This window comes from Glaciimonas immobilis, assembly GCF_011947285.1.
Taxonomy (GTDB): Bacteria; Pseudomonadota; Gammaproteobacteria; order Burkholderiales; family Burkholderiaceae_D; genus Glaciimonas; species Glaciimonas immobilis.
Genome location: NZ_JAAOZT010000009.1, coordinates 221463 through 240533 on the forward strand (window position 1 = coordinate 221463; position 19071 = coordinate 240533).

General features: G+C 53.7%; 17 protein-coding genes, 2 pseudogenes and 1 riboswitch. Of the genes and pseudogenes, 12 read left to right on the forward strand and 7 right to left on the reverse strand.

The window, feature by feature from the left end:
* Positions 1 to 251: 251 nt before the first annotated feature.
* Both HAV38_RS15325 and HAV38_RS15330 read right to left on the reverse strand, forming a co-directional pair.
* Positions 252 to 689 (reverse strand): DUF3761 domain-containing protein, encoded by a 438-nt coding sequence (locus HAV38_RS15325; RefSeq protein ID WP_168056248.1) that lies wholly within the window; start codon positions 687 to 689, stop codon positions 252 to 254.
* A gap of 91 nt (positions 690 to 780) precedes the next feature.
* Positions 781 to 1026 (reverse strand): hypothetical protein, encoded by a 246-nt coding sequence (locus tag HAV38_RS15330; RefSeq protein ID WP_168056249.1) that lies wholly within the window; start codon positions 1024 to 1026, stop codon positions 781 to 783.
* A 160-nt stretch (positions 1027 to 1186) separates the two neighbouring features.
* Here HAV38_RS15330 and HAV38_RS15335 point away from each other — a divergent pair, with 160 nt between their 5' ends.
* Positions 1187 to 1360 carry a hypothetical protein gene (locus HAV38_RS15335; protein ID WP_168056250.1) on the forward strand — a complete coding sequence of 58 codons (174 nt, stop codon included), beginning with the start codon at positions 1187 to 1189 and terminating at the stop codon, positions 1358 to 1360.
* Between the two features lie 51 nt (positions 1361 to 1411).
* Here the strand turns inward: HAV38_RS15335 and HAV38_RS15340 are convergent, their stop codons facing one another.
* The 5 genes and pseudogenes from HAV38_RS15340 to HAV38_RS15355 all read right to left on the reverse strand — a co-directional run.
* Positions 1412 to 2374, reverse strand: a complete 963-nt coding sequence (locus HAV38_RS15340) for an alpha/beta hydrolase (protein ID WP_209216765.1) — start codon at positions 2372 to 2374, stop codon at positions 1412 to 1414.
* On the reverse strand, positions 2287 to 3081 hold the full coding sequence (locus tag HAV38_RS15345) for a TSUP family transporter (RefSeq protein ID WP_168056251.1): 795 nt from the start codon (positions 3079 to 3081) through the stop codon (positions 2287 to 2289). Before HAV38_RS15345 ends, HAV38_RS15340 begins: the two co-directional genes overlap by 88 nt.
* A 139-nt stretch (positions 3082 to 3220) precedes the next feature.
* Positions 3221 to 3463, reverse strand: coding sequence for a hypothetical protein (locus HAV38_RS22175; RefSeq protein WP_311734838.1), 243 nt, complete (start codon positions 3461 to 3463; stop codon positions 3221 to 3223).
* Positions 3464 to 3489: 26 nt separating this feature from the next.
* Positions 3490 to 3843 carry a 3-isopropylmalate dehydratase small subunit gene (leuD, locus tag HAV38_RS22180; RefSeq protein WP_311734839.1) on the reverse strand — a complete coding sequence of 118 codons (354 nt, stop codon included), beginning with the start codon at positions 3841 to 3843 and terminating at the stop codon, positions 3490 to 3492.
* A pseudogene (locus tag HAV38_RS15355) lies at positions 3836 to 4558 on the reverse strand (aconitase family protein); the annotation flags it as partial. The gene leuD and the pseudogene HAV38_RS15355, both read right to left, overlap by 8 nt.
* A gap of 121 nt (positions 4559 to 4679) precedes the next feature.
* Between HAV38_RS15355 and HAV38_RS21675 the strand changes: the two are divergent.
* The 11 genes and pseudogenes from HAV38_RS21675 (at position 4680) to cobM (ending at position 19071) form a co-directional block, all read left to right on the forward strand.
* Positions 4680 to 5386 (forward strand): annotated as a pseudogene (locus tag HAV38_RS21675) (LysR substrate-binding domain-containing protein).
* 99 nt (positions 5387 to 5485) lie between these two features.
* Positions 5486 to 5719: riboswitch (cobalamin riboswitch) on the forward strand.
* 241 nt (positions 5720 to 5960) lie between these two features.
* Entirely contained in the window at positions 5961 to 6170 is a 210-nt protein-coding gene (locus HAV38_RS15370; protein ID WP_168056253.1) for a CbtB domain-containing protein, read from the forward strand.
* Entirely contained in the window at positions 6161 to 6997 is an 837-nt protein-coding gene (locus tag HAV38_RS15375) for a CbtA family protein (RefSeq protein WP_245182388.1), read from the forward strand. The genes HAV38_RS15370 and HAV38_RS15375 overlap by 10 nt, the downstream gene beginning before the upstream one ends.
* A gap of 251 nt (positions 6998 to 7248) precedes the next feature.
* Positions 7249 to 7587 carry a (2Fe-2S) ferredoxin domain-containing protein gene (locus tag HAV38_RS15380; protein WP_168056254.1) on the forward strand — a complete coding sequence of 113 codons (339 nt, stop codon included), beginning with the start codon at positions 7249 to 7251 and terminating at the stop codon, positions 7585 to 7587.
* Positions 7580 to 11788, forward strand: coding sequence for a cobaltochelatase subunit CobN (locus HAV38_RS15385; protein WP_168056255.1), 4209 nt, complete (start codon positions 7580 to 7582; stop codon positions 11786 to 11788). The genes HAV38_RS15380 and HAV38_RS15385 overlap by 8 nt, the downstream gene beginning before the upstream one ends.
* Before the next feature lie 46 nt (positions 11789 to 11834).
* Positions 11835 to 13805 carry a putative cobaltochelatase gene (locus tag HAV38_RS15390; RefSeq protein WP_168056256.1) on the forward strand — a complete coding sequence of 657 codons (1971 nt, stop codon included), beginning with the start codon at positions 11835 to 11837 and terminating at the stop codon, positions 13803 to 13805.
* Between the two features lie 78 nt (positions 13806 to 13883).
* Positions 13884 to 14588 carry a cobalt-precorrin-7 (C(5))-methyltransferase gene (locus HAV38_RS15395; protein WP_168056257.1) on the forward strand — a complete coding sequence of 235 codons (705 nt, stop codon included), beginning with the start codon at positions 13884 to 13886 and terminating at the stop codon, positions 14586 to 14588.
* A 2-nt stretch (positions 14589 to 14590) separates the two neighbouring features.
* The gene (locus HAV38_RS15400; RefSeq protein WP_168056258.1) at positions 14591 to 16231 is read left to right on the forward strand and encodes a precorrin-8X methylmutase; all 1641 of its coding nucleotides are present in this window, start codon (positions 14591 to 14593) and stop codon (positions 16229 to 16231) included.
* Entirely contained in the window at positions 16218 to 17396 is a 1179-nt protein-coding gene (cbiD, locus tag HAV38_RS15405; RefSeq protein ID WP_168056259.1) for a cobalt-precorrin-5B (C(1))-methyltransferase CbiD, read from the forward strand. The genes HAV38_RS15400 and cbiD overlap by 14 nt, the downstream gene beginning before the upstream one ends.
* A complete protein-coding gene (gene cobI, locus HAV38_RS15410) occupies positions 17393 to 18259 on the forward strand; it encodes a precorrin-2 C(20)-methyltransferase (RefSeq protein WP_168056260.1) in 867 nt (288 codons plus the stop codon). The genes cbiD and cobI overlap by 4 nt, the downstream gene beginning before the upstream one ends.
* A 2-nt stretch (positions 18260 to 18261) precedes the next feature.
* Entirely contained in the window at positions 18262 to 19071 is an 810-nt protein-coding gene (gene cobM / locus HAV38_RS15415; RefSeq protein ID WP_168056261.1) for a precorrin-4 C(11)-methyltransferase, read from the forward strand.

Genomic DNA, 19071 nt, shown 5'->3' on the forward strand with positions numbered 1-19071 from the left:
CCCCCAGCTGGCGCCCTCAGGTTTCAATACGTATAGCTACTGAAAAATGTTAACGAGGGCGTCATTTTTGCTGGTTGGCCGGTAGTGCACATTGGACATGCGGTTCTTCAAGGGAAAAATCTTCCCGTATTACGCTATTCATCCCATCCAAAAAATTTCCTTCACCGAAGGGATCCACAGAAGGGATAAATTCGTTACTCGGTATCCGTCGATCTTATCCTGCAATTAAACTATCCGGATTACCGTTCTGATCAGGTGCAAGCCTTGCCGTGATCGGCGTGATAGCCCTTCGATTTAGCGTCCGCTTCTGACAGGTAGGAACCGACCTTGGTTTTGCCATAGTACTTTGTGTTCTGGCAATGATAGACCTTGGTACTCGTGTTTGCCCAAACCATACCTGGGCCGCCACCCGCTGCCGGTGCGGTCGCCGCCGAGGATGCCGCCGCTCCTTTAGACGCTGGCGTTACCGGGACAGGTGCCGCCATTGGGGTAGTGGTTTTGGTAGCGTACCAGTCTTTTATGCCCTTATGCCCGGAACAGGCGCCACTTTTTGTTGCTCCAGAATAATAAGTGCCATCGTTACAAAGACCGGTGCTGCCAGCGGGTGCGCCTGAAGGTGCTTGCGCATAAGCGCCCGCAGACGTCATCAAAGCCAAGGCAATACTGGTAGAGATCAGGAATGTTTTCATTTTTAGTTCCTATAGCGTAATGGATATTTTAGCGTGACATTACTCATGCTAAGTCGGACCAGCCGCCCAATTTTTATCTGCAGACTGATGCTTACTTAGCCGTTGTCGTTTGCGCGGCAGGGGCTGTCTGCATGTTCTGTTTCGCTGCCTTTTTATTCGCCATATGCCGTCCTACAACACATCCGCCGGCCGCACCAACTAAACCGTGGTGACCTGCAACATGTCCTGCCACGCCACCTACCGCAGCGCCCTTCAAACAGCCCTTGGCACTAACTACTCCCGTCGTACCAGCGAGTGCGATAGCACATACCATCGCCATAACAAGTTTGGATCGCATGATGTTTCCTTTTAAATATGTGGTATTCACAGCTACAGCAACGCTTGTCCCATCAAATCGGTTGACGCCGTAACAGTGGTTTGTAATTAAACGCTATGTTTCAGGTATTTGTTTCTGAGTGACAATTGCAGGTGTGAATTGGCGTAGGAGGGGCGGGAATATGATGCTTCTCAGTGTTGCATGGGAAGCTCAACCAGACCAACGTGCCGCCGTGGTAGCGGAACTGCGCTTTTTTTGGCGGATCGGGCAGGAGGGGTGTCCAGAATTTTATGTAAACGGGTTCTCGTTAATCTTGAGAAATCCGTTCTTCAAACTGGATGGCAAAATGATTTAAAGCGGCTTTCCAATGCCTGCTAGACATCGTACCGAGGTAGCTTCTCATAGCTTACCGTTGCGTTACAAATTTTGCAATCGTGCTTGCTAAGTTGCTGGCAACCAATGGATAGTCACGAAGCCACGCCAAAACCCCATGATCGCATCTTGGCAAGACAATCTTTTTAAACTGATGAGGCGTTAAATTATTTTCAATGGCCTTGATGACCTCATAAGGAATTGCGCTGTTCACCTTTCGAACAGCCAATTGATCGTCCGAAGTGATCACATTGCCTGCTGCAGTGCCGGGGACGCCGCCAAACGTGCTCGACTTCAATCCGTCATGTTGGCCAATAATGAGCATTAATTTGCCCTCAAATTTTCGTAAAAACTTTAGTGATGACGACTCAAGGAAGTTAAACGGAACAGAAATCGCTTTTCTGAAAGGCGTGCCAAATGGCGGATTATAAGCATCGTCGGAGTACAGTGCCGGGCAACATAAAACAATATTTTTGACACTGGAACGATGTGCCTCGGCGACTTTGAGCGCAAGTGCTCCACCCATGCTGTGCCCAATTACCGTGTGTAAATGTGTGCCAAGGCCATCAGCAAAGCGCAACGATTCTTTCAAATTATTTTCGAGCGAGGTGTTTTCAAGCGCGACATTTGCAGCGGTGCTGTGCCCCGAGAGGTTGAAGCTGAGGCTGGCAATCCCCAAAGCTTGCAGAGGATACAGCAGTGCGTTGAGCCGAATGTAATCCGACCGGGCGCCGTGAATGACAAGCGTCTGTGGAATCTCTTTCTCCCCTCCCGCTATTGGTAGCACGCGACCTTCCAGTTGATAGTGGTCAAATTCTTCGGAAAAGTAACCTGCGGGCGTAGATGGAGCTTCATCAAACTGCCAACGTAGCGGATGTTGAGAGGTGGTGGAAAGGGTGGGTAGGCGTATCATAGCTGGCCAACAAAAAAATCGAGAAATGCCATCCGTAAAGGGTTGCTTTGCTCGCTTAGGAGCTTGGTAGCCAAAGCGCAGCACACTACGATGAGCAAAGGTTTTACCAGCTTAGGGCCGACGCGTACAGCGGCGTGTGCGCCAAGATGTGCCCCAGCAAAAGAGGCGAGCGCCATTGCGACCGCGAGCGGCCATATGATGACACCTTTAGTGATAAAAATCGAAAGCGAACCCAAGTTGCATGAGGCATTGGCAAGCTTGGTAAAGCTCATGGCGCGCATCATTCCAAGGCCACAGAGAAGCACCAAACCGACCATGAAGAAGGAACCGACACCGGGACCAAATATGCCATCATAAAGACCAAGAATCGGGGCGACAGTGAACGAAAAAATCAAAATACTGATCCTTTGACGTCGTTCCAGATTATTAAGTTTTGGTGAAAAACTGAAGTAGACCGCAACCAAAATTAACATGATCGGCACGCACATCTCCAACCAGCGCTTGTTAATCGCACTCACGAGCAAAGCCCCGCCAGCACCACCGAGCATACCGCAAAGAATCAAAAATCGGCTTTCACGCCATTCGATCAGTCCTTTGCGCGCAAAGGTAGCGGTTGCGGAAATAGTGGCCGAAGCCGCCTGAAATTTATTTGTGGCTATCGCACTAATGGGATCAATGCCGGCCAAAAGGAGTGCCGGCAGTGTGATTAACCCACCCCCGCCAGCAATTGCATCAAAAAATCCGGCACAAAAAGCCACGCCAGCTAACATCCACATTACATCCCAAGTCATGCGTTCCTTTATTTTCTTTAGTTCTGTATCTAAGCAATAACATTACTGAACTTGTTCTCGCTTAGAAAAGCGCATGATGACAATTAACCGAGCCGAAGACCGGCAGCAAGCGGTATTTCGTTGCGCTGTCAGCTATCGATCAGGTCAGCGATGACGGTATCACCAGCGCCCACGGGCTAGTAGCGCGATGCCATTGTTCGAAGGCTTCAATATCTGGCAATAACGACATCGTCGCACCGACCATATCCACTCCCTCAAGGATCATCTTTTTGTGGCGATCATTCAAAGAAAACGTGAACGCTTGCGCGCTATTGCCTACTTCCATCTTGGCGACATCGACGCAAAGATGATTCTCGCCCGCCGCGATCATAGCGAGTAACAACGCGATATGCTCTTGCGGCAGGACGATTAACAGCAGGGGATTGTTAGGTGCATTGCCAAAAAAATCTCGCCAAAACTAGGTGCAATAATCGCCTCGATGCCAAATTGCTGTAATCCCCACACCGCGTGTTTACGGCTCGATTGGCATCCAAAATTTGGTCCGCCAATTAAAAATTTGCAGTGTTGGTACCGGTCTTGATTGAGGACGAAATCAGGTTTTGGCTTCCCGTCGGGATTGAACCGCAAATCGTAGAGAACGCCTTTGCTCAGGCCCTCTCTGGTGATGATGCGAAGAAATTGTTTGGGCATGATTTGATCGGTATCGAGATTGTCGATCAATAACGGTGCGGCAACGCCTTCAATACGATTGTCTTTATGCACGAGTCTTTTCCAGATTTTTATCAAGATTGCGCACATCGGTGATGCAACCGGTGAGCGCAGCCGCTGCGGCCATTGCAGGACTCATTAAATGGGTCCTGCCGTCTCTGCCTTGACGGCCCTCAAAGTTTCTGTTGGTGGTGGAAGCGCAGCGCTCGCCCGGTGCCAATACATCGTCGTTCATTGCCAGGCACATTGAGCAACCGGGTTGACGCTACTCAAAACCTGCATCGATAAAAATTTGCGCTAAACCCTCTTCTTCCGCTTGACGGCGTACCGCGCCAGAACCCGGAACCACCATACCGCGCACCGAAGCAGCGATGCGTTTGTCCTTGACTATCGCCGCCGCAATGCGCAAATCTTCGATCCGGCCATTGGTGCAGGAGCCAATGAAGACCCGGTCAATCAGTAACCCCAGAAGGGACCTGCCACTCGATAAGCCCATGTAACGCAACGCTTGCGAAATCGCATCGCCCTTAGTACTAACCTCGCTGGTAGCGGTTTTGTCAGGTGCGGGTATCAACGCTGAGACAGCGATCGCCTGATCGGGGCTGATATCCCCTGTAACGTACGGTGCCACTTCAGTAGCAGAAAACCGATGCTCAATGTCGAAACAAGCATCCGGGTCCGAATACAACGTGCCCCAGTCAGCGAGCGCTTGGTTAAATTCTGTCTCACTGCCATTAAGTCTATTAGTTCTTTTTAGTAAATAATGAATTCTCTCCGATCTCACATTTTTTATCTCCTGAAACATGGCAGTCTTGCCGCTCTGGCGCGCGATCTGCACCATGAGCGTCACCCATGAGGGCGAAATTTACCTGGCACAAGCGGCGCGGACAATGTCCGAAATTGAAGAGTTGGAGCAACTGGTTAGCCGTATCAGGGCGGTGCCCAAAGGGTTGTTTCGTGTCAATGCCAGCTTCGGCCTCGGTCGCAAATATATCGGTCCGGCGGTATCCGACTTTATTCAGCGTTATCCCGAAATCGAGGTGCAATTGCAGTTATCGGATAGACCGGCAAATCTGGCCGATCAGGCCTTCGATATCGGCATCCGCATAGGCGAGCAGCCCGATGCGCGCATTATCGCCCGTAAGATTGCATTTAATCGTCGAATCTTGTGCACATCGCCACAATATCTAAAACCCTACGAAGCGCCGACCATTCCGCGTGATTTGCAAACCATCCTTGCATCGTCATCAGAGAACATGAGGCCGCGTTCGGCACCTGGTATTTAAGTCGTGGAAAACGTCACGACACCATCAAAGTACGCGGGGCGTTGAGCACCAATGATGGGGAAATTGCATTGGAATGGGGGTTGGCAGGACATGGCATTTTGCTATGCTCCGAGTGGGACGTTACCCAATATTTGCGCTCTGGACGTTTATCGCAAGTGCTCAAGGAGTGGACCTTGCCTTCGTCGGAAATCTTTGCCGTTTATCCTGAGCGGTTAAGTCTGTGGGCCAAGGTCAGGGCCTTTATCGATTTTCTTGATAATCGTTTTTCGGCACAACGCGACAAGTCTAACGAAGGAAAGTGCATTTGGTAATCGTCCTTATGGCTATTGCTTTGGATGAATGTAAGTACTTACTAGGACCGAATCAGTCAGCTTAAACTTGCAACTTGATAAATCAGAACTTATACTTCGCGAGTAGCAATAGCTTTAGGTGTTTTGCGTGCAGTCGTGCGCAAAATTAAACGGGAAGTCGGTACATGTTCAGTCATCAATCCGACGCTGCCCCCGCAACGGTAAGCAAGTAAAGTTTGCAGTTTGCCACTGTGCGATGCATGGGAAGGCGTGAACTTTGGAAGTCTGACATGCAGATTCATCTGTCGATTTCGCCTTGTAAGCCCGGATACCGGCCTAGAGTTTTACGCAGTTTGCGTCGCGGCGGGCGACTCAGATGGATTGCTTTACCTTGCATTGAGCACCCCGTCTCGTAATCCCCCATGCCGTCGCGTTTTCTGTATTTCTTGCTACAGCTCTATGCCTCTCTGGCCGTTATCCGCTGTTTTGGTGGGTAACGTGCCAGTCATATCGTTGTCAGTTTTAAGCGCCTCCAGACGTCTTGCCGCGACCCGTTCGTAGCACCTCGTCCGCAGGTCTCACCAGGAAACCGCAGATGCCAATTTCTTCCCCTCTTTCATCCGATCTGATTGATCACACCACTATTACAGCACCAACCGCGACCTGGAAAGCCCGTGTCATGCCCGCCTTGCTCAGCGCTGTAGTCGGCTTGGTGTTGGTTTATATGATGGGATTTTCACACAGTTCGGCCCTGCATAATGCTGCCCACGACGGTCGTCATTCAGCTGGTTTTCCATGTCATTGATGGACGCAAAAGCGAATACCTTGATTGGCTGTACACCAGGTTTCAAGCAATTTATAGCGACCGTTCTATTGTCAGGATTCTTTGCTGGGCTGGCACTTACCGGTGTGCAAAAAATCCAGGTTACGCCGATCATCGCCCAAGCTGAGGTCTACGAGGCGGCCGCCGCACAGGCCGCCTTAGCCACCTCGGCGCTGCTGGACCGTGTGCACGCAAATGTGCCCGCAAATATGCCCGCAGAGGCGCAAGATCACCAGCACGCCGACGCCCATCCTCATGATGCGCAGGAATGGGAGCCCGCGAACGGCACCGAACGTACGCTTTATACCATCATGGCAAATGTCACGATGGCAGTTGGTTTTGCTTTTTTGCTAGGTGCTGCCGTTCTTTTGCGCGGTGACGCGGGTATTAATGGCTGGCGGGAGGGCTTGTTATGGGGCTTCGCAGGATACATCGTGGTCTTTGCTGCGCCATCGCTTGGTCTGCCACCGGAAGTTCCAGGCACCCACGCTGCGCCATTAATGGAACGTCAGATATGGTGGATTGCCACCGCCTTATTAACCGCGATGGCTTTGGCGTTGTTCATTTTCGGGCGTCACTGGTCATTGAAATTGCTTGCTGTGGTGTTGTTATTGGCGCCGCATCTGGTGGGCGCACCCGAGGCACAGGTTCCCGGAGGAGCGGCACCACCTGAACTGGTGAGGGCGTTTATTTATGCAACGGCGATTGCTAATGGGGTATTTTGGCTAGCCTTAGGCGGCGTTTTTGGCTTTTTTAGCAAGAAATTTTTTACAGAGCACGATATTTCACATCAAAAACATCGAATTTAGAGGTGTAATACGTAATTAATACGTAATTTAATCGTAATCGATTTGTAATACACCGTTAATGCACATTTTTAATACGTATTACGCTTTGTGACGGCAAAGCGTCGCGTAAAGGCGTCGCGCATCATCTTCTGCCTGACTTTATCGAAACTGATAGTGGGACGTCGTTGTGGTGTTGCCTCCTTATTAATTGTTACCTAAGGCGATCCGGGAATTTATTGCCCCGGGCGCCGGATGTCCTCGAGAAGAAGCTTATGAGAACTCATTCCAGACACATCTTCATGTGTACCGGTCCGCGTTGCACCGAGGACGGTGTACGTGCCGAAGCCATGTTCGGCATCCTTGGTGCCGCGATCGATGCACGGCCTGAACTGCGCGTTAAGCGAACCCGCACGCATTGCATGGTCGCCTGCAAAAATCAGGGGCCGCTGGCGCTGGTATATCCTGAGGGCACCTGGTATCGGTGTGAAGATGCCGCAGCGGTAGAGCGCATCGTTAGCGAACATCTGCAACACGGGCGCGAAGTCACCGACCTTGTGTTCCATCGGTTGGGTAGCGGCGACGTGCTTTTAGGGGATGCAATAGATGATTAATCAGCCAACGTCGCGCTCCCATCCAGCCATTGTTTTGCTGACCCACACGGCCAACGATCTGACGGTGCTGCATAGCGCCGTCCGTCAGTTGCCGCAGGACTTTACAACTGTTAGCGCAATTAATCTGCAGACGTTGGAAAGCGATAGCCAGATCAGCCAATTATTGACTGGCACGTTGGCGCATACGCGCATTATCATTCTGCGGGTGTTGGGCCGACTCGGCGGCGTACCGGGTTTCAGTGAAATATTACGCCACGCTCGAGAACACGATTGTTATTTGATCGCCATCAGCGGCACCGGCGAGCCTGATCCCGAACTCGCGGCGGTCTCGACAGTATCTTCATCCGTGGCCGAACAGGCATTGTTCTACTTTCAGGCTGGCGGCAGTATCAACCTCGCGCAATTATTGCGCTATCTTTCCGACCATCTGATGCTGACCGGCTTTGGATATCTGCCAGTACAAGCGCTGCCGGAGCACGGTATCTACCACCCCGATCTCGGGCAAGGAGCAACTACCGTCGACTGGATGACCGCACTGGTCACACAGAGTAAGCGAGAGCGGCCAAGTGTCGGCATCGTATTCTATCGCGCTCATTGGTTGAGCGGTAATACACGGTTTATCGATGCAATGATTGACGCCCTTGAGCAACGCGGCATGAATGTGTTGCCGGTGTTTACGTCCTCGTTGCGTACCGGTGCCGATGCAGGCAATAAGTTGCCGACCGGGTTGCGCTATTTTAGTCACGACAACGTTACCGTGATTGATGTCTTAATTAATACCACCGCCTTTGCAATGGGTGAAATAACGCCCGGCGGCCCGACCCCCGCGGGTTGGTCCGTATCCGTGCTGGAGGAGTTAAATGTGCCGGTTCTGCAAGCCATCACCAGCGGCATGACGCAGGAGCAATGGCGGCAATCTGCGCGAGGAATGAACCCATTAGACGCTGCAATGAATGTGGTTTTGCCAGAGTTTGATGGGCGCATCATCACTGTCCCGGTATCCTTCAAAACCTTGTCTAAGACCACCTCGGCTGACGAAGGCGGATCAACGATGGCGGGTCAAATGATGGAATATGACCCGGTTCCGGATCGTATCGCCAGAGTGGCAGGGCTGGCGCAGCGCTACGCCCGCCTCAAACATACGCCCAACGCTAGTAAGCGCGTGGCATTTATTTTTACCAACGCTAACAGTAAGGCTGCGCAAATTGGCAACGCGGTCGGTCTCGATGCGCCAGCTTCGTTAATGGCGATCCTGCACGCCATGCAGCAAAAAGGTTATCAAACAGGACAATTACCGGACAACGGTACCGCGCTGATTCACGACCTTATTGATCGCTGCGCCTACGATAATACCTATCTGACTGCCGAGCAGTTGCAACACGCCGCCGGACGGGTGCCAAGCGCGCAATATGCACAGTGGTTAGAAGATCTGCCGACAGAAATGCAGGCGCGCATGATTGCTCAATGGGGTCCAGCGCCGGGCGCGGCGTATGTAAACGATGATCATGTCGTATTAGCCGGGATTGAAATGGGGAATACCTTCGTCGCGTTACAACCGCCGCGTGGGTATGGAATGGACCCGGACGCCATCTATCATCAACCGGACCTGCCGCCAACGCACCATTATTACGCGTTATATCGCTGGCTACGTGACACATGGCGCGCCGATGCGATCGTGCATGTAGGCAAGCATGGCACGCTAGAATGGCTGCCGGGTAAAGGCGTGGGTCTGTCGGAGAATTGTTTCCCCGATGCGTTGCTGGGCGATATGCCTTTGTTTTATCCATTCATCATCAACGATCCGGGTGAAGGCGCTCAGGCCAAGCGCCGCGCCCACGCCGTGGTCGTGGACCACCTGACACCGCCGATGACCACCGCAGACACGTATGGCGCGTTGGCACAATTGACGCAACTGGTTGACGAGTATTATCAGGTTGAGGTACTAGATCCAAGCAAGCTACCGCTGCTGCAACAGCAAATCTGGGAGTTGGTAAAACAAACTAATCTGGATACCGATCTGCAGGCAAGATTGCTGCATCACGATCACGATCACGATCACGATCATGGACATGATCACGAGCACGAGCACAATCACAGTGAGGGTCACGACCATGGGCATACTGACCATGACCATGATCATTCGCACGACCACGATCACGCGCACAATCACGACCAAGCGTTACCCGCGGCCCTCAGCACATTAGATGGCGCAGGCGTCGCCCATCTGATTGAGGACCTGGATGGCTATCTGTGTGAGCTTGGCGCGGCCCAGATTCGCGACGGATTACACATTCTGGGCCAGCGCCCTGCTGACAACCAACTGGTTGATATGCTGGTGTCGCTGGTACGCTTACCCAATCAGGATGTACCGGGCTTACAGGAAGAAATCGCACAATTATTTGGACTTAGCATGTCCATGCTGCTCGACAATAAAGGCCGTCGCCTGAATGCCGACCCAGCGCTGGCGCGATTGGCGCAATGTGCCATTGTGACGCGCGCAGATGCATTGGATGCCATTGATGTTTTATGTCGACAAGTGTTTACTGCGCTGCAAGCGAGCAACTACGCCGCCGCAGCCATAGACCCTGTTTTGGCGCAGATGTTTGATGGCATCAATACTACCGTTGCGGTCAACCGCCCTTTATTACAGCCGACCAAAACCGCCACAGCACGTCCTTTTAGCGTGCTATCTCAAGCGAAAAATTTTCAAACTAAAATTAGTATTGGCCGACCGGCCGTCGCTGTTGCGGCTGTTGCCGCTGCTCCGGTAGCAGCTAACGTAACAGTGCCAGCCACCGAGCGCTTTGCGTCGTTGCGTCGGGTACTTCACTTCGCCTGTACTACGCTGTTACCTAATCTATCGCGGGCAACCGACGAGATCGATAACCTGCTAAACGGTCTTGAGGGCGGTTATATCCCGGCCGGTCCAAGTGGTTCACCGACCCGCGGTATGGCGCATATTTTGCCGACCGGACGCAATTTTTATTCCGTTGATCCCCGCAGTGTACCTTCGCAATCTGCGTGGCGCGTGGGCCAGCAACTCGCCAATGAAGTACTAAACCGACATCTGCGCGAAACAGGTGAGTATCCGGAAAGCGTCGCCATCAGCATCTGGGGCACGAGTGCGATGCGGACCCACGGTGATGATGTCGCGCAGATTTTGGCTTTGCTTGGCGTGCGCCCGGTATGGCGTCCCGAGAACCGCCAGCTAACCGGTGTTGAGGTGGTGCCGCTAGATCAGCTTAAACGTCCGCGTATCGACGTTACCACGCGCATCAGCGGGTTTTTTCGCGATGCCTTTCCGCAGCTCATTACCTTGATCGATGATGCAGTCAACGCGGTGCTAATATTAGATGAACCGCTGACGCAAAATTTTGTACGCAAACATTATCTGAGCGAGTTAAACGATTGGCTAAGCAAAGGGTTGGCAAAAGGCGAGGCAACCCGGCGTGCCAGCTATCGGATTTTCGGTGCAAAACCCGGCAGTTATGGCGCAGGTATCCTGCCACTGATTCAGGAGAAAAACTGGCAGGCCGATAGTGACTTCGCTGAGGCGTATGTCAACTGGGGCGGTTACGCCTATGGACGCGATGCGCAAGGATTGGATGAGCGGGATGCGTTTCGGGTCCGGCTGTCTGGCGTGCAGGTCGCCTTGCACAATCAGGACAATCGCGAACACGATATCTTCGACAGTGACGATTATCTGCAATTTCACGGCGGTATGATCGCGACTATCCGTGCGCTTACCGGTACCCAGCCCAAACATTATTTTGGCGATAGTCATGATCCGGCGCGGGCCCAGGTACGTGATCTGAAGGAAGAAACTTTACGCGTATTTCGCTCGCGTGTAGTCAATCCAAAATGGCTGTCCAGTATTCAACGGCATGGCTACAAAGGTGGTCTGGAACTGACCGCGACGGTGGATTATTTATTTGGCTACGATGCCACCGCGCAAGTCATGGACGACTGGATGTATGAAGAGGTCGCCAGCACCTACGGCTTCGATCCGACGATGCAACAATTTTTACAAGAGAACAACCCTTGGGCGCAAAATGCTATTGCTGAGCGATTGCTAGAAGCGGCAAGTCGCGGCATGTGGGCAGCGCCCAAGCCAGAAACGCTGGATGCGTTGCGCGCATTATTTCTGGACAGCGAGACCTTGCTGGAAGCCCGGGGTGAAACGCCGCGCGGCCCGACTTAAATAACGTTAGTAAAAAAATGAATGCAAATAATCAAATAGAGCAGCCATGACAGCACCATACTTTCCTTTTTCCGCCATCGTCGGGCAGCCCCAACTGAAGACCGCATTACTGCTGTGCGCGATCGATCCCGGCCTCGGTGGGGTGTTGATTCGCGGCGATAAAGGCACCGCCAAAAGCACCGCCGCGCGCGCGCTTACAGCGATCCTGCCGCCCATCAACCGGATCGCCGGTTGTGCGTTTAATTGCCGTCCCGATACGCCATGCGGCATCTGCGAAACCTGCGCCGATCCTGGTCGGATGGTGATGTCGGCCAGCGTCCCGTTTGTAACGTTACCGTTAGGTGCAACCGAAGATCGCGTCCTGGGGACGCTGGATTTGCAACGTGCATTAAAGGGCGACGCGCAAACCTTTCAACCGGGTTTGCTGGCCTCCGCCCATCGTGGAATTTTGTATATTGATGAGGTCAACTTGCTGGCCGATCATCTGGTCGATGTACTGTTAGACGTCGCCGCCATGGGCGTCAATTCCGTTCAGCGCGAGGGACTATCGGTCACCCATCCCGCACGTCTGACACTCATCGGCACGATGAATCTGGAGGAGGGCGACCTCCGCCCGCAATTGCTGGATCGCTTTGGATTAATGGTCGAGGTGGTTGCGCCAACTGATAAAACGGTCCGTGCAGAAGTCGTGCGTCGCCGCATCACCTATGAGGCCGATCCGGTTGCCTATGCAGCGCTCTGGGCACCCCGGCAAATGGCGCTGCAAGTCCAGATAAACGCCGCCCAAATTTTACTGCCGAAGGTAATATTGGACGACGCTTTACTGGATTTGATCAGTCATCTTTGTTGTGAATTTGAGGTCGCCAGTTTGCGTGCCGACATCGTCATGCACAAGGCCGCTCGGGCGCTGGCTGCGTTGGAAGGGCGCGCCAACGTGACCCCGGTCGATATCCGGCAGGCCGCTCAACTGGTCTTGCCGCACCGCCGTCGCCGCAAACCATTCGAGCAATCTGGCCTGGATCAGGATAAGCTTGATGAACTGATGCAACAAGCGTCGCCACCTGCCGCCCCGTCGCCTGAAGGTAGCGCAGATTCTGCGGCAGATACCGCGCCAAATAACGACGCCTCAGAATCACCGGAACACACTGAAGCGCCTGACCAAAACGACGAGCACCATCAAGTGTTTTCTATCGCTGCGGCGGCCACTGCGCGCCAGCTTTCAGTTACCGATCTGCATCAACGCGGAGCAACGCAAGTCGCTGGTCGTCGCAGCGATGTGCAAGATGCTGCACGCGGAAGAATGGTGCGTAGCGTTCCGCGTCAACAGGCCGACGATCAAGGCGAGGTGGGTAGTCTGGCTGTAGCAGCAACCTTGCGTAGTGCAGCAATCCGCGATCCGCAGAATTTTAGTGTGACTAACGCAGATTTACACACGCAAGTACGTGTGGGTAAAGTCGCCAATCTGATTTTATTTGTCGTTGATGCATCCGGTTCGATGGCGGCACAACGCCGTATGGAGGCTGTTAAAGGTGCGGTGTTATCGCTGTTAACCGACGCCTATCAACGTCGTGATGAAGTCGCAGTGATCGCATTCCGTGGCGAGTCGGCGCAATTGTTACTAGCGCCAACGCGCGGTATCGATCTGGCGGAGCAGAGCTTGCGTACCTTACCTACCGGTGGTCGCACACCGTTACCACATGCGTTGCATTTAGCGAGCGAGACTTTGCAGCGGCATGGACGAGTTGGCATTAGCCCAACGCCGTTACTGGTGATTCTAAGTGACGGCAAGGCCAATGTGGCGATGACGGCGGGCAACGATCCGTGGCGGGAGACGCTTGAGATGGCGACGCAATTAGCCGCAAGCGGCATGGCCGCGCTGGTGTTGGACACCGAGGATGGCTATCTGCGGCTAGGGCGTGCTGCGCAACTGGCCGAAGCATTGGGGGCAGACTGTCTGACGCTGGAACAACTGACAGCTGACAATCTGGCGCTAACAATCCGGGCGCGGATCGGATAACGAGGCCGACGTGCTGCCCCGAAAATCTACAAATCCAGCGCATAACGTTTTTTAATATTGTGACATCGAAAGTTTATTATGATCATCTGTATTGGTGCCGGTCCCGGCGACATTGGTTATCTTACCCAGCGCGGCGCGGAACTGATCCGTGAGGCTGACGTGGTAGCGGGCTTTGACGCGGTTGTCAACGTGGTTCAAAGCATCATCCCTGCGACCGCCGAAGTGGTGTTAATGAATTACCGCGATCAGGTCGCTCAACTCGATGCCGTCGCCAAAGCGCACCATCAAGGAAAACGCTGCGTGGTAGTGTTCATGGGCGATATTCATTTCAGCGGTTTTCAGTATCTGGAGCGGGTCGAACGCGCTTGCGGTCATCCGGTCGATACACTGCCGGGTATTTCATCGGCGCAGATATTGGCCTCACGTGCCAAAGTTTGTTTTGATGAAACCACCTTTATCACCTTTCATCGTCGCGGCGACCTGACACCTTTCAAACGTCATCTGGTACATGTGCTTGAGGATGCGCGTAATGCCATCGTCATCCCTTGCCCGTGGGACGCCGCACGCTCGTTTATGCCGCCGCATATCGCCACTTATCTGCTGCAGCAAGGCATCGACCCCGCGCATCCGACAGAAGTCTGGGAGAACCTGACACGCGCCGAGGCCGAATGGCACGGCACGCTGGCAGAGTGTGTGGACAAGACATTTAGCGATATGAGTATCATGTTGATTCGCACCCTGGCACCAATGGACAGCCAGATCGAAGCTGCGCCAGGAACCTGATAATGACGAACAATTTTGTCCATCCGCCACAATCTGCAAGCCAGGCTATCAAGATCGTTGATGGTGCAACCGATGCCAGCAATTTTAGCATCGTCATCGCTGGCCACGGCAGCCGTGATCCCGATGCGGTACGAGAATTCGAGACCCTGGTAACGCTGGTCCGGGCGCGTGCGCCACAACACGTGGTGACACACGGCTATCTGGAGTTTTCCAGCCCGACTATTGGTGACGCACTGACGGCGGCCGTCACCAAAAGCATCGCTGCAGGCGTGCAAAAAATCGCCGTTGTTCCGGCAGTATTATTAGCCGCACGTCACGCCAAGAACGACATGCCCGCTGAGGTGCTGGCAATGGCGCGAGACTATCCAGCTATCGATTTCCATTTTGGTGCGCCGCTCAATTTGCACCCGCAATTACTGCAATTAGCGCAAGAACGCATCATTGCCGCAGAAGCGACTTCGGCCCAGACGCTCCGGCGCGCGGACACTTGTCTGGTGCTGGTCGGGCGCGGCACTACCGATCCCGACGCCAATAGCGAGGTCTCCAAACTGGCCCGCATGCTCGAGGAAGGCATGGGTTTTGGCAGCGCCATCGTGTGTTATTCGGGGACTGCAAAGCCGCTGGTCGCCGACGGTTTGCGCGCTGCAGCGCAGTTAGGTTTTTCTCGTCTTGTGGTGCTGCCTTTCTTTTTATTTGATGGCATTCTGGTCAAGCGGATTTACGCGGCAGCCGATGAATTGCAACAACGTGAAGATGGTCTGGAAGTGTTGAAAGCCGGGTATTTAGGTGCACACGCGCACGTAGCCGATGTCCTTATCGAACGTGCCCGTGAAGCGGTAGCAGGACGCGCAGATATGAACTGCGCGTTATGTAAATATCGTGTGCAGATTGTTGGTTTTGAGGAACAAGTCGGAGAACCGCAGCGCGCACATCATCTACAAGTGCGCGGCCTGCTCGCCAACGTGCCGACAACAATTCCTGAACAGGCTGCAATATTGCCCTACGTCCCCCATCCGATTGAGGCCGAAAGTTTTCGTATCATCGCAGCGGGCCGGGACTGGTCTGTATTCCCGGCAGCGCATTTGACTGTGTTGCAACGTCTGGTACACACCAGCGGCGATTTTAACGCGGTGGACGATATTTTTCTGTCGCCGGGCGCTGTTGAAACCGGTATTCGCGCGTTATTGCGCTGCAAGCAAATCGTCACTGACGTCACCATGGTGCAAACCGGATTGAAACGTGCGTTGCTGGAGGAGTTAGGCATCCAGACCTGGTGCGGTGTACATGATCGCGAAACCCACCTGATGTCCGCCGCGCATGGGATCACCCGCTCAGCGGCGGGGATGCGTCGTGCATTTGAAAAGTTTGGCAATGACATCGTGCTTGCCATCGGTGATGCGCCAACCGCCATCATGGAAGTGACCCGGTTGATCCGGGAGCATGGCTGGCGGCCGCAACTGGTGATCGGTTTGCCGGTAGGTTTTGTTGGTACGCGTGAAAGCAAAGACGATCTGCGCCGCTGCCTGCAAGTGCCAAGAATTACCAATAGTGGCACGCGTGGCGGATCACCTTGGGCCGCCAGTGTCGTCAATGGATTGATGATCGACGCGCAAAACCAACTCGCCGGGTATGTGTCCGTCTGACGCACAACCGGCACATCAGCGCGCCGAGTTTGATCTCGACGTGTTGGCACCTAACGGGCTGCGCCGTGGCCGCACCACTGGCAGTTGCGCCACAGCCGCAGTCACTGCTGCTTTACGGTTATTGTTGCATGGCGAAGAAGTAGCGGAAGTAGAAGTATTGTTGCCCGATAGTCTGCATTTTTTGCGGGTGCCGATTATGCGTGTTTTTAAGATGGATGCGATGGCGCAGGGTTTGGTACGCGCAGAGGTATTAAAAGATGGCGGCGATGATCCCGATAGTACGCACGGTGCCACCATCTTTGCCGAAGTACGTCGGAATGCAACCGGTGAAGTGCGGTTTATTGCTGGCGCAGGCGTAGGCACGGCGACACTGCCCGGTCTGCGGGTCGCGGTGGGCGAACCGGCAATTAACCCGGTGCCGCGCGCCATGATGCGACAGGCGGTGGCGCTGCAACTATATGGCGCTGATTTAAATAGTGGTGCGGGTGGATTTGATCTCACTATCGGCTGCGAGAACGGTCATCAGATTGCGCGCAAGACCTTCAATCCGCGTTTGGGTATTGTCGGTGGCATTTCGATTTTAGGAACCTCGGGCATTGTAGAGCCAATGTCGCTGGCAACCTGGATCGCGTCGGTTGAAGTGTATGTGCGCGTGGCGCTTGCTGGCGGTGCAGACAGTGTGGCATTTTTGCCCGGCAAAATCGGACGTGACTTTGCGAAAGACGTGCTGGGATTGCCGGAGAAACGGGCGGTACAAATCGCCAATTTTTTAGGCGATTCACTGGATTTTACACAGACGGCGCTGGCAGAAGAAGGGCGTCGCCTGCCGGTTTTATGGCTGGCAGGTCATCCCGGCAAACTAGCTAAAGTGCTGGATGGCGTATGGGATACCCATTCCAGCAAAAGCAATATGGCGATGGGAGTAGTAGCGCGGATTGCTGCGGAGCGTGGTTATCCCGCAGCGCTCGTAGAAGAACTGGCTAACGCCAACACAGTAGAGGCAGCGATGGAAAGATTAAAAATGGAAGGCGATCCCGCCCGTGCACAGGCACTCTGGATGGATATCGAACAACGGATTGGCGCTTGCGTGCATGGGCGTGTACCCGCGGTTGACCGGGTCGAAGTGCGTTTATTTGATCTGCATGGAAATAGGTTGGGAGCATGAACAAAACGATAGCCCCGGCACTGACGGCTGGTCAGATTAGTGCAACAAATAAGGACGTAAACGTGGTGATAAATAAAGAAACGTATGCGAAGAAAAATCAAGAACCTAAAACAGATACTCTCGGAACCTTCTGGGGCGTGGGCGTAGGCCCGGGGCCGACGGGATATTTGCCTGTTGCGGCGCTCGAAGTCTTGCAAAAAGCGGACCTGGTCTATGCACCGCGGGCACGCAGTGCAGAGACATCGGTGGCGCTGCAATGCCTCGCCGGAATCGATGTGGGAATTGATTTTTCCAGTGGTGAAGTTTCACCCCGGCTACGTGAAATTGAATTCAATATGGACCCTGATCGCAGCGTATTAAGTACCCATTATGCGCAGTTGGCGGATGCGATCGCGCTTGAGCTTCAGGCCGGGCGGAACGTCGCCTATCTGACCATCGGCGATACCATGACTTATTCAACTTACGGTTATATACTCGCCGCGTTGCTGGCACGTTTACCGCAATTGCCGCATCGCACGTTTCCCGGTATTACCAGTTACGCTGCGGCGGCGGCAGCGTTGGGCTGGCCACTTGGTGAGGGCAAAGAACGCACGCTGATTTTGCCCTGTCCGGAGGATGCGGTGACGTTGCGCCACGAGATAGAAAGTCACGATGTTGTCGTGCTAATGAAAATCGGCGCCCGCTTGCCCTGGGTACTGGATTTGTTGCGCGACATGGGCATCGCCGCGCATTGCGCTTTTGCGCGCCGTATCGGACTTCCGGGTGAGCTGTTGGCAACCGAGGTAACGACGCTATCGGCGACCGAAGCCATGGGTTATCTGGCGACCCTGTTGGTCCGTAAAACACCACGAGAGAAAAGATAGTTATGAAAGTTTACTTCATCGGTGCCGGTCCCGGCGCACCCGATTTGATTACCTTGCGCGGGGCAAATTTGTTAGGCAAAGCAGGCATGGTCCTTTACGCCGGATCATTAGTGCCGACTGCCATGTTGCAGCATTGTCGTGCCGATGCCGAACTGCTCGATACCGCCACGCTTGATCTGGAGCAGCAACAAGCCTGCTATCAGCGCGCCAAGGAGAGCGATTGCGACGTAGCGCGTCTGCATTCCGGCGATCCTGCAATTTATGGCGCGACTGCCGAACAGATGCGGCGTCTGGAAGCGCTCGATATCGCCTATGAAATCGTCCCTGGCGTGTCGTCTTTCACGGCCGCCGCCGCGATGGTGCAGTCTGAATTAACCAAGCCGGAAGTATCCCAGACGGTGATTTTGACACGGGTATCGGGGCGCGCCTCCGCCGTGCCAGAGGCCGAAGCAATCGCCAAACTGGCGGAGCATCGCGCCACGATGTGTATCTTTCTGTCGGGTCCGCATCTGAAAAAAATTGTCACTGATCTGCGCCTGCACTATCCCGCCGACACGCCGGTCAAGCTGGTGTATCGGGCCACCTGGCCGGAGCAAAAAATCTACGAGGGCACGCTCGCAACCGTATTGGCTGAGACCAAACGCGGTAGCTGGAACCTGACCACGATGATGTTGGTCGGCGCGGCTTTAGGTGATGGACAGCAAGTTGAATCGAGTTTGTACTCGAAAGAATTTACGCATTTATTCCGTGTAGTAAAGAAGGAAAAAAAGACTCCCAAAAAGAAAACAGAAGAGAAGGTTGCCATTGAATAA

What these genes read in the sequence shown, in the direction of transcription:
- HAV38_RS15325 (WP_168056248.1), bottom strand. Translation starts at nt 689, where the DNA reads ATGAAAACATTCCTGATCTCTACCAGTATTGCCTTGGCTTTGATGACG.
- HAV38_RS15330 (WP_168056249.1), bottom strand. Translation starts at nt 1,026, where the DNA reads ATGCGATCCAAACTTGTTATGGCGATGGTATGTGCTATCGCACTCGCT.
- HAV38_RS15335 (WP_168056250.1), top strand. Translation starts at nt 1,187, where the DNA reads ATGATGCTTCTCAGTGTTGCATGGGAAGCTCAACCAGACCAACGTGCC.
- HAV38_RS15345 (WP_168056251.1), bottom strand. Translation starts at nt 3,081, where the DNA reads ATGACTTGGGATGTAATGTGGATGTTAGCTGGCGTGGCTTTTTGTGCC.
- HAV38_RS15370 (WP_168056253.1), top strand. Translation starts at nt 5,961, where the DNA reads ATGCCAATTTCTTCCCCTCTTTCATCCGATCTGATTGATCACACCACT.
- HAV38_RS15375 (WP_245182388.1), top strand. Translation starts at nt 6,161, where the DNA reads ATGTCATTGATGGACGCAAAAGCGAATACCTTGATTGGCTGTACACCA.
- HAV38_RS15380 (WP_168056254.1), top strand. Translation starts at nt 7,249, where the DNA reads ATGAGAACTCATTCCAGACACATCTTCATGTGTACCGGTCCGCGTTGC.
- HAV38_RS15385 (WP_168056255.1), top strand. Translation starts at nt 7,580, where the DNA reads ATGATTAATCAGCCAACGTCGCGCTCCCATCCAGCCATTGTTTTGCTG.
- HAV38_RS15390 (WP_168056256.1), top strand. Translation starts at nt 11,835, where the DNA reads ATGACAGCACCATACTTTCCTTTTTCCGCCATCGTCGGGCAGCCCCAA.
- HAV38_RS15395 (WP_168056257.1), top strand. Translation starts at nt 13,884, where the DNA reads ATGATCATCTGTATTGGTGCCGGTCCCGGCGACATTGGTTATCTTACC.
- HAV38_RS15400 (WP_168056258.1), top strand. Translation starts at nt 14,591, where the DNA reads ATGACGAACAATTTTGTCCATCCGCCACAATCTGCAAGCCAGGCTATC.
- cbiD (WP_168056259.1), top strand. Translation starts at nt 16,218, where the DNA reads ATGTGTCCGTCTGACGCACAACCGGCACATCAGCGCGCCGAGTTTGAT.
- cobI (WP_168056260.1), top strand. Translation starts at nt 17,393, where the DNA reads ATGAACAAAACGATAGCCCCGGCACTGACGGCTGGTCAGATTAGTGCA.
- cobM (WP_168056261.1), top strand. Translation starts at nt 18,262, where the DNA reads ATGAAAGTTTACTTCATCGGTGCCGGTCCCGGCGCACCCGATTTGATT.